Raw genomic sequence first — 10,033 nt, 5'->3', positions numbered from 1 at the left:
CGCCAGTACTATCACGCCAACCGGCTCGGTTCAGTGATCGCCCTGTCCAACCAGCAATCGGGCGCCCTCACCGACCAGTATGTCTACACCCCCTATGGCGTCGAAGCCCCGCTCGACACCTCCGGCAATCCCTTCCGCTATACCGGGCGACGCTATGACGCCGAGAGCGGGCTGTATTATTACCGGGCGCGCTATTACTGGCCGGAAATCGGGCGGTTTCTGGAGACCGATCCGGTGGGCTATGCGGATCAGATGAACCTGTATGCTTATGTGGGGAGCGATCCGTTGAATGCGACGGATCCGAGTGGGGAGGTTACGGACGTTTACATCGGCGGTGCGGGTGATTCCGCTACGGGTATCGTTCGCACTTATGCTGAAAATCAAGGGTCAGACGGTCGAACTGTTGGCTATTTTACGCAAGATCAAAGAAGCGAGGCCACCGATTTTGCAAGGGCCAATGCCGGCAATGGAGAGCCGTTGAACATCATAGGCCACAGCTATGGTGCCAACACAGCTGTAGGCGTTACGCAAACACTGGCCAGTGAAGGCATACGCGTAGACACTCTAGTGGGGGTTGATGGGGTTCGTAAAGTTGGGCGAGCCAGCGGCCTCGGCGGTGCTGCAGACTCCGTGGGCACAACGGTTGGCGTTCGCGCCACCGGAGCAGGAGATGGTAATGTCATCGAGGCAGCTGGGCGAGTTCTCGGCGGACTTTCCACCCTTGGCGGGGGCACACCCCGCGCATTTCAATCTAGTCAAGCTGATGTGATGATTACGGCCGATACGAATCACGCGGACTTCAGTGGCGCTTTCGAAGCGCCTGGTGTTGACGGTCTCAGCGCAAAAGACATCGTTGATCGCACATATGAGGACTGAACCGAGATGGTTATGATCACAAAACTAGCACTTCCAATCATTTGTGCGGCGATCTCCATCTTGCTGAGTGGGTGCACAACGAGGGCTGAAATCGATATCTACGAGGTAGCGAAAGTAAGCATGATTGGTGGTGATCTTGAGACCGTGTCAAATATTACTCTGCCGGAGTTCGTGACTAGCGATGATGGGTATTGGGTCGTGTCGCTGCGCGCGAATATGAATCTTGAGCGGATAGTCGACGAAAAACATATGGCCTTTCTGTATTATAGAATTCGATTGTGTGAATCGGGCTCAGATGCAGCCGATCTTCTCTCCGCGCCCGCATATATTGATCGTTCCGACCAAGTGTCTGATTTGCCGAATTTCACTTATTTGGCCGTGATTCCTAATGACTATCGCAGCGCGATGGAGAGATATGCCTCTCTGTACCGCGTGCCGATGCCGCCGCCACTCCCAGAGCAAGTTGGTGAACTTTGTATCGGCTTGGGAGCCGGGAATATGGCTGGAGAGCAGCTATCAACCAACTATGTGAGAATTCGGCTAGAATAGGACTCTGGTATAAATGGAAATAAATGGTGACATGTGTGGACGGCCCCCCTTCTGCAAGGGATTTTTTCAATAAATGGGGACACTCACCACAATAAATGGGGACACTCACCATTTATTGCATTCCAACCACGTGAACTAATTGGCGTTTTTTGAAAATCCCCGGCATGCGCCGGGCAGAGCCATCCCTGAAATCCTTGCCAAGCAGGGCGCCAGACTGGACTTGTCTCGTCAAGGGCGCGAAGCGCCGCTACGCGGTCAGGACCCTTGACGAGACAAGTCCAGTCTGGCCGGATCCCGGCATGGTTTTCAGGGCGGGGTCTGGCCCCGCTATGGCCTGATCGGTCACATTCACCTTTGCCTATGACGGCTCGGGGTGTTGTCAGAGGAAGTTCGCCTTGAGCGCGGCGACGTAGCTCCCTAGCCTCCCCGGATGCGTAATCCGTTCAAATATTTCAAGACTTCGCCCGAGATCATTCGCCTTGCGGTGATGATGTACATCCGCTTCCCGCTCTCGCTTCGGAACGTCGAGGACCTGCTCCACGAGCGCGGGATCGATATCACGCACGAAACGGTGCGCTTCTGGTGGAACCGGTTCGGGCCGATGTTCGCGGCACAGATCCGAAAGCGTCGAGTTCAGGGCCATCGTCACTCGAACTGGACCTGGCACCTCGACGAGGTTTTCGTGAGCCGAAGGCCGGCGTAGCCAACATCAACGGCGACCTTCATTACCTGTGGCGGGACGTCGATCACGAAGGCGAAGTTCTTGAGGCCTATGTCACAAGGCGCCGGGATCGCAAAGCAGCATTGAGATTCTTGCGCAGAACGATGAAGCGATACGGCAATCCGCAAGTCGTGGTGACGGATCGGCTGAAGTCCTACAAAGCCGCAATGAACGTGATCGGCAATGCCGGCCGTCAGGAGACCGGACGCTGGCTCAATAACCGCGCCGAAAACTCCCACCTCCCCTTCCGGCGAAAGGAACTTGCCATGGGCAAGTTTCGCAGCTTCGAGACGCTCCAAAAGTTCGTCTCAACCCAGTCATCCGTCCACAATCACTTCAGCCACGAACGTCACTTAAACCGCAGAGAAGCATTCAAGCAAAACCGATCCGCTGCCCTGGCCGAATGGCGTCAACTTGCGGCCTGAGCTAAGGTCGTTGGTCGATTTCGGAGACGGGCCCGGATTCGTCTGACAGCACCTGTCGATGAGCTGAGAGAAGAAGCGAACAACGTCAGAAGGCGCGTAACTGGTGGGCAGCGGCGCAATCGAGCCCGGGTTCAGGTGCTGAACAACATGGCCGACGAATGGGAGGAAGCCGTGCCTGCCGTCACGTCAGCGGTTGGCGCTAATGCCGGCGGGGATGCGGTCAACATTATAGCAGAAGCTGGACAACAAGGCTGTCAGGCGGTGGGAATGTGCGACGAATGAACCGGAGTGACAGGAAATACTTGTTGCTCATTCTGTTCTCGGTGTTGCTGGTAGCGGTCGGATTTGAGCATGGGGTTTGGATTGCTATCGCAGTCGGAATTTTCTTCGGAAAAATCTACGTTCTGAGCACTTGGTTCGGCCGAAGGTCTGTGTCGCTGTTGTTCCTGTACATTGCCCTGTTTGTTGCCCTTACAGCAATTACGCATGTTTATGTTTCGTTGCTCAGTTTGAGCTTCTTCCTAATCCCGTGGGCTGTGATCAAAGGTATGAGTGGCTTTAAATGATCGGAAAAGAGGGGCGGACACAACATCCATGACTATGACCGCTCCGCTAGACTTGGCGTCGCTATGGTCGTGTCAGAAGAACTTCGCCCTGAGCGCGGGACGGCAGCTCCCTAGCCTCTCCGGATGCGTAATCCGTTCAAATATTTCAAGACTTCGCCCGAGATCTTCCGTCTGGCGGTCCTGGTATGTGTCCGCATCCCGTATGAAACGATGCGTTCCGGGTGAAACGGTTTCAGGCCAATATTCGCCGCACCGACCCGCAAACAGCCCTCGTTCAGCCCCCGCTCGCGAACCCTTTGAGGACGGCGAGCGCGTCCAGTTCCCGGCCATCGGGCACGAAGAGATGATCATGGAAGAAGCCCGAGACGGGGTTCACGCCCATCTCATGGCTTGCGAGCGCTGTTGTGATGCGGGCCAGGAAACCGACAGCCTCGAGCGAGGAATGGACGTTCAGGGTGATCATGCGGCAGGGAAATTCGTAGGCCAGGCCGCTCGCGTCGGCCTCCTCCTTGAGCACAATGAGGGTCGTGCCTTCCGCTTCCTGGAACAGCATTCTGGGACGAAGCCCGGCCGGCACCGCACCATCGGCAAGTGTCGCAAACACGAACAGGCCGTCGACCAGTTCCGGCGACATGCTGGCCAGGAGCCGGTCCAGATTGGTCTCACCCACCATGATTTCCCCCTGTTCCCACACGTTTCAAGGCCGGCGGGCAACATGCCGGCCTCCTTCAGGCCCCGCCCGCAGCGCTTACTGCGCTGATTTCCCGCCTGAATACAATCATTCCGATGACCAGCTTTGCGGGTGCCCCGCTGCCCGCCCAGATCGACCTTGCGCGCGCCAACGTCCGGGGAGTGCCTTGCCCCCTACAGGGACCAGGCCCTGCGTTGACCAATGCCGCCCGACGGTTTCCTGCTGAAAACACCCGCGTGCCTATGCTAGCGTGTGGCTCGAGGACAGACGGGGGCTTGAAATGAACCGACGCGACATCCTGGCTTTTGGCGGTGCAGGCGCACTCACACTGGCGCTGCCGCGGTCCGCGGCGGGGCGCACCGGTGTCTCTACGATCAAGATGGTGTTTGTCGGCGATGGCAATATCGGCAAGACCTGCATGCTGGTTTCGTACACGACGAACCGGTTTCCGGAAGAGCGCATGCCCACCGGTTTCGATACCTTCACCGTCCAACGTGTCTATCAGGGGCAACCGACCCAGCTGGAGCTGAGCGAAACGCCGGGCGGCGAGGATTTCGACCGCCTGCGTCCGCTGGCCTATCCGGGCGCGGACGTCGTCGGCCTCGGCTTTTCAATCGTCGACCGCGGCAGCCTTGAGGCCGTGACGCAAAAATGGCTCCCCGAAATTCGCCACCACCTGCCCCAGGCGCCCATCATCCTGATCGGCATGAAGGCCGACCTGCGTGCTCATCCGGAGCCCGGACACAGAGCCCCCATCCCGCGTGAAGAGTGTGAAGCCCTGGCCAGCCAGCCCGGCGTCGCCGCCTATCGCGAGAACTCCGCATTGACGCAGGCGGGCCTCGCGCAAACCTTCCAGACACTGGTCGCCGCGGCGCGTGGAGAACTGGACGAAAGCTCCGCGCTCCCGATACGCCGCCGCACGCGCCCCGGCCAGGACGCGCTGACCCCGGCTCGCCGGCCGGCACCGCGCCGCCGTGGAAACTGAGGTGCGCGCGCGAGGGATCAGCTCAAGTAAGCATCGGATTTCACCGGCGTTCTGCACGCACCTTTCTGCTTGTCATCGGCCGGGCCGGCTGATTAGTTCAACATCATGACACAAGGGTCCGGCACCAATTCTTCCGCTGCGGCGGAGGGAGCGATGGATGAGGGCGTTCTGGCCGACTGGACAGAACTCCTGGAAGACTACGCCCGGGACTGGGACGAGACGTTTTCCGGCCAGCCACACTATTTCACCCAGGAATACTGGTATCTCTTCGTCGCCTGTCTGCGCGGACGCTGGCGCGGTACGCCGATGAGCATTTCCAGCGCCTGCCAGGCCATGAAGACCGGTTCGAACCGGACCCGGGAAGAGCGCATCAACCGCGCTGTCGGTGACGGCTTTCTGGTCAACTCCAAGACCGGCGATGACAAGCGGACAACGGTCCTCCTGCCCTCGGAAAAGCTGGAAGCCCTGCTGCGCGGTCATTTCGAACGCACGCTGGCGCTGGTGCAGCAGACCTTCGGAACCAGCGGCAAGGCCTGAGGGCCAATAGGCGCAGATTTCGCGGGTATTCTTTCCGTTATTTCTCCGATTGAGCGGATACCCCTGTCGCGCCGACACTGCCCCATAGAAAAACGTCGCCGGCAAAAGACCGGGACCATCCAGGGGAGAGACCATCATGCCGCTCACGCGTTTGAGCCAGACCGTATCCGTGCACGCCCTCAGCGTTGCGCTTCTCATGACCGCGGGAGCCGGCCTTGCCGGGGCCCAGGAGGTCGCCGAGCAGGCCCGGCCGGCCACGACCAGCGATGTCATCACCGTGACAGCACGCCGGCGCGAGGAGAGCCTGCAGGATGTCCCGCTTTCCGTATCCGCCTTTGGCGAGCGCGAGCTTGAAGCCCTCCAGGCCAGCGACATCACCAGCCTGCAGAATGCGGTCCCCAATCTCACCCTGCACACCGGCGATGCCGAAAATGCCGTGATCTATATCCGCGGCGTTGGCCAGGTCGATTCGCTCGCCTTCGCCGAGCCGGGCGTCGGGGTCTATCTCGATGACGTCTATCTCGCCCGCACCCAGGGGGCCGTGCTCGACGTGTTTGATGTCGAGCGTATCGAAGTGCTGCGCGGGCCGCAGGGCACGCTGTATGGCCGCAATACGATCGGCGGCGCGGTGCGTTTCATCTCCACCCGCCCCGGCGACAATCCCGGCCTGCAGATGGAAGCGGGCTTTGGTGACTATAACCACGTCTTCGCCCGCGCCCGTGTGTCCGGAGAGCTGTCGGAAGACCAGGTCGCCGGCAAGCTGGCGCTGTTCTATTCCAGCCGCGATGGCTATGCGACCAATGAGGTCGATGGATCGGACGATGGTGATGTGAACCGGATTTCCGGCCGTGCCGGCCTGCTCTTCACCCCGACCGACAATCTCGAATTCGAACTGACCCTGGATGCGTCGCAGGATTCCCCAGACACCTCGCGCACCCCGGCACGCGCCACCGAAGTGGCCGGTTTTGAACCGGGCACCGGCGCGCTTGTGCAGTTCCCGGCCCAGTCTGATCCCTATCAGATCCGGGCGAGCTTCAATGATCTCGACGACCTGTCGAGCTGGGGCCTGTCCGGCCGGCTTCGCTGGCAGCTCAATGATGCCATCGCCCTCACCTCCATCACCGCCTGGCGGGATATGAGCTATGACTCAAATCTCGATCTCGATGGCACGGAAATGGAGATTTTCGAGATTTTCGTGCGCGAGGACGCCGAGCAGTTCAGCCAGGAATTCCGGTTGGACTATGATGCCGGCGGACCGCTGCAGGCCACTGGTGGCGTCTACTATTTCCGGGATTCCGATGAGACCTTCAACGGTCTGGCCGGGCAGTCCATCGCTCTGCCCCTGGGCGGGAATGTGTATTTCCCCTACCCGCTCCAGAGCGGCTCTGTGAATGATCAAACCACCGACGCCTGGGCCGCCTATTTCGACGCCAGCTATGCCCTGACCGAGCGGCTGCGGCTCAGTGGCGGACTGCGCTATACCCACGAAAACAAGTCCTTCGTGCGCCTGCAGGAACTCTATGCACCGGGCACAGCCAACCCGCCGCCCTTCCAGACCGGCGCCGGCCTCGTGGTCACCGATATCGATGCCGAGGAGGACTTCAGTGCTTTCACCCCGCGCATCGGGCTCGACTATGCCGTTTCGGATACGGTCATGCTCTACGCCCTCGCCTCGCGCGGCTTCAAGAGCGGCGGTTTCGACGGCCGCTCCAACACCACCTTTGATGCGAGTGCCTATGATCCGGAATTTGTCTGGTCCTATGAGGCCGGCTTCAAATCCACCCTCGCGGACGGGCGGGTGATTTTCAACGCGGCGATCTTCCGCAATGATTACACCGACCTGCAACTCTCCAGCTTCACCGCCAATCCCGGCACGGGGGCGTTCGAGGCGCAATTCACCAATGCGGGCGAAGCGGTGATCCAGGGCATGGAGGCCGAGCTCTCCTGGCAGGCAGCCCCCGGTCTCAGCTTCAATGCGCATATGGGCTATATGGACGCCCATTACGAAGAATATATCGGCCCCGGCGGGGTGGATATTTCCGATGCCCGTGAACTGGTCAACACACCGGAATGGAGCGGCGGCGTCGCCGGCACCTATGAATGGATGGTTGGCGATGACTGGCTGGCCAGCGCGCATATCGATGCCGCCTGGCGCTCGAAGACCTATCCCACCGTGTCCAGTTCCGAGATCCTGGCGCAGGACAGCTATGCCCTGGTCAATGCTTTCGTCGGGCTGGGTGCCGAGGATGGCAGCTGGGAAATACGGGCCGGCGTGCGCAATCTTCTCGATGAGACCTATGCCACGCAAGCCTTCGACCTGGCCGACTTCCCCGGTTACCAGCTCGCCTATTACGGTGCGCCGCGGACGGCCGATATCCGCTTCATCGTGCGGCGATAGGACCGGTCCGATGTGGCTGAAACCCTATTCGACCCGCCCGGTCGGCGTGCAGGAGGCGCGGCGAAAGCCCGTCTCCAAGGGCGCCCGGGCCTTTCTCGACAGCGCCGATCCGGCCGCACCGCCGATCCGCGACCTGCCGCTTGACGACGCCCGCCAGGCCATGGACGAGCTCATGCTGGCGGTCGATCAGCCGGGGCCGGACGTGGCCATGGTCGAGGATGCGGTCGGTCCCGAAGTTCAGGGCGAGGCGGCGCGCCTGCGCTGCTACACGCCGTCCATGCCGGACGGCGCCCCGCCCCGCGGCATCCTGATTTTTCTGCACGGCGGCGGCTGGACACTCGGAAACACGCGGGCCTATGACGGTTTCGCGCGCCGCCTCTGCCAGGCGACCGGCCACCTCGTTGCCAGTGTCGATTATCCGCTCTCGCCCGAGCACAAATATCCGACCGCACTGCATGCCGGCCTCTCGGCGATCCACTGGGCGATCCATACCGCGCACCGTCTCGATCTGCCGCCCGGCGCCCTGGCACTGGCCGGCGACAGTGCGGGAGGCACGCTGGCCGCGGCCCTCGCCTTGCGCACGGCACGCAGCGTGCGCCTCTCCCACCTGGCGCTGTTCTACCCGGTAATGGTGATCGAGGATCAGCCGGAGCACGCGTCCCGTGCGATTCTCGGCGACGGCACCTATTTCCTCTCACGTGAGGATATCAGCTGGGCGGCGGGCAATTATCTCTCGGAGCCCGGGCAGGCGAGGTTGATTGACGCCTCCCCCCTGCTTGCGCCTTCATTTGATCATTTGCCGCCCGTGACCGTTATCACCGCCGGATATGATCCGCTGCGTGACGAGGGCGCCGACTTTGTCCGCCGGGTGACGGGGGCTGGCGTTGATGCCCGGCTGTATTGCTTCGAGGGCGTCGTGCACGGTTTCATGGGGTTGAGCCAGGTGATGGACGAAAGCCGGACGGCCTTCGACCTCCTGGCAAGGCGAATGCGCTGAAGCGGCAGGTCGCTGTGCGCGCCGTCGCCGGCCGGCCATTCGGCCTCCAGGCCAGAATGCGCCCTGGCAATACCGGGTGCCCGCCTACTCGCTGGCAGCGAGCGGCGTCAGAAGGCGGGTGAGGAATTCGGTGTCGGACCAGCGTGCCTCGCGGGTTGCCGGGTCGGCGGTGACGCCGCGTGTCATGCGCACGACCAGCAAGTCCAGTTCCGGGATCAGATAGAGGCGCTGGCGCCCCGCGCCGGCCGCAACGCGCAACGCCGGCAAGCCCTCGCCCGCTTCGATGGTGTCGAGCTGCGACCCGGTTGGCCGGCGTTGCAACAGGCTCGCCCGCTCATGATCGGGCAACCACCAGGAGAGGCCATAGACCGGATTGACCCGGCCCGGTTCAAAACTCGCGGCCAGGGCATCCCGGTCGACCAGGCTGACGCCGCCGGAAACGCCCTCGCCCAGGATCAGGGCGCCGAACCGGGCCCAGTTGCGCGGCGAGATCTCGACCGCCTCCGACATTACCGGCATGCCGTCGATCGCGCCCCAGGAGCCCAGCTCGATCCCGGCCGGGGCGAGGACGCGCCGCGTCAGATAATGCGCCGGCGTCGCGTCGAGCCCCGCCGCCTCCAGCTTGCGGCGCATGAATTCGCCAAAGGCCTGGAAATGGCGCGCGCTGTAGATGAAGGCCGCGCCCGGTTCGTGACGGGCGCGCGTGCGGATGGCGGCGCGATAGCCGGGAATGCGCACATCATCATTGCCGGAAGCCAGGCCGCTGGTCTGGGCCAGCAAATGCCGCACCGTGATCTGAGAGCGCCTCGGATCGTCCTGCCATTCGGTGATCGTATCCGCGACCTGCTCATCCAGGCTGATGAGCCCGTCCTGCACGGCCGCGGCGGCGATCACCGACGTGAAACTCTTGGCCCCGCTCGCCAGCTCCCAGCTCTGGCCGGGATCGATGCCAGCGGCATAGTCCTCGCACACGATCGTGCCGTGCAGCACCACCAGTACCGCAATCCCGCGCGTGCTGCGGCTGTATCGCGCGGCAGCCTCGCAATCGAGGGCCCATTGCGCACGCCCGGAATCGCCCGTGTCCTCTGCCTGCGCCGCGGGCTGCGGCAGAAGCAGGCCAAGCAGGCCGATCAGCAGGGCGTGTTTCATCTTCCGGCATTTCCGATGCATCTGGATCCGGACAGACAATCACCACCGCCCCTGCCGGAAAAGCACCGCGCACCGCCGATCACACACTTGTGACGCCGCCGCCCCCGCAAGCCTGGCGCGGCCCGGCACCGTAGCGGCG

At 62.0% G+C, this 10,033-nt stretch carries 9 protein-coding genes and 1 pseudogene; 8 read left to right on the top strand and 2 right to left on the bottom strand.

Going from position 1 to position 10,033, the window contains the following annotated elements; translation table 11 throughout:
* The 4 genes and pseudogenes from ACN0YF_RS05985 to ACN0YF_RS05970 form a co-directional block, all read left to right on the top strand.
* Positions 1–876 (top strand): RHS repeat-associated core domain-containing protein (locus tag ACN0YF_RS05985; RefSeq protein WP_417493697.1); only part of this gene is annotated, 876 nt, incomplete at its 5' end.
* A gap of 6 nt (positions 877–882) precedes the next feature.
* Complete coding sequence (locus tag ACN0YF_RS05980; RefSeq protein WP_417493696.1) at positions 883–1,425, top strand: hypothetical protein; 543 nt, start codon at positions 883–885, stop codon at positions 1,423–1,425.
* A gap of 430 nt (positions 1,426–1,855) precedes the next feature.
* A pseudogene (locus ACN0YF_RS05975) lies at positions 1,856–2,571 on the top strand (IS6 family transposase).
* Between the two features lie 305 nt (positions 2,572–2,876).
* Positions 2,877–3,137 (top strand): hypothetical protein, encoded by a 261-nt coding sequence (locus ACN0YF_RS05970; RefSeq protein WP_417493695.1) that lies wholly within the window; start codon positions 2,877–2,879, stop codon positions 3,135–3,137.
* Positions 3,138–3,411: 274 nt separating this feature from the next.
* Here the strand turns inward: ACN0YF_RS05970 and ACN0YF_RS05965 are convergent, their stop codons facing one another.
* Positions 3,412–3,810, bottom strand: a complete 399-nt coding sequence (locus ACN0YF_RS05965) for an ACT domain-containing protein (RefSeq protein WP_417493694.1) — start codon at positions 3,808–3,810, stop codon at positions 3,412–3,414.
* A gap of 268 nt (positions 3,811–4,078) precedes the next feature.
* Between ACN0YF_RS05965 and ACN0YF_RS05960 the strand changes: the two genes are divergently transcribed.
* The 4 genes from ACN0YF_RS05960 (at position 4,079) to ACN0YF_RS05945 (ending at position 8,745) form a co-directional block, all read left to right on the top strand.
* Positions 4,079–4,813: a Rho family protein gene (locus tag ACN0YF_RS05960; RefSeq protein WP_417493693.1), complete on the top strand. Its 735-nt coding sequence runs from the start codon at positions 4,079–4,081 to the stop codon at positions 4,811–4,813.
* 105 nt (positions 4,814–4,918) lie between these two features.
* The gene (locus ACN0YF_RS05955) at positions 4,919–5,350 is read left to right on the top strand and encodes a hypothetical protein (RefSeq protein ID WP_417493692.1); all 432 of its coding nucleotides are present in this window, start codon (positions 4,919–4,921) and stop codon (positions 5,348–5,350) included.
* Between the two features lie 136 nt (positions 5,351–5,486).
* Positions 5,487–7,748, top strand: coding sequence for a TonB-dependent receptor (locus ACN0YF_RS05950; RefSeq protein ID WP_417493691.1), 2,262 nt, complete (start codon positions 5,487–5,489; stop codon positions 7,746–7,748).
* A gap of 10 nt (positions 7,749–7,758) precedes the next feature.
* A complete protein-coding gene (locus tag ACN0YF_RS05945; protein ID WP_417493690.1) occupies positions 7,759–8,745 on the top strand; it encodes an alpha/beta hydrolase in 987 nt (328 codons plus the stop codon).
* An 84-nt stretch (positions 8,746–8,829) separates the two neighbouring features.
* Here ACN0YF_RS05945 and ACN0YF_RS05940 read toward each other — a convergent pair whose 3' ends face one another.
* Entirely contained in the window at positions 8,830–9,894 is a 1,065-nt protein-coding gene (locus ACN0YF_RS05940) for a serine hydrolase domain-containing protein (RefSeq protein WP_417493689.1), read from the bottom strand.
* Positions 9,895–10,033: the final 139 nt, after the last annotated feature.

Origin of the sequence: Maricaulis sp., from assembly GCF_048270265.1 — a bacterium.
Taxonomy (GTDB): domain Bacteria; phylum Pseudomonadota; class Alphaproteobacteria; order Caulobacterales; family Maricaulaceae; genus Maricaulis.
The sequence above is the reverse complement of the archived record's forward strand: the minus strand, read 5'-3'. Positions and strand labels throughout refer to the sequence as shown.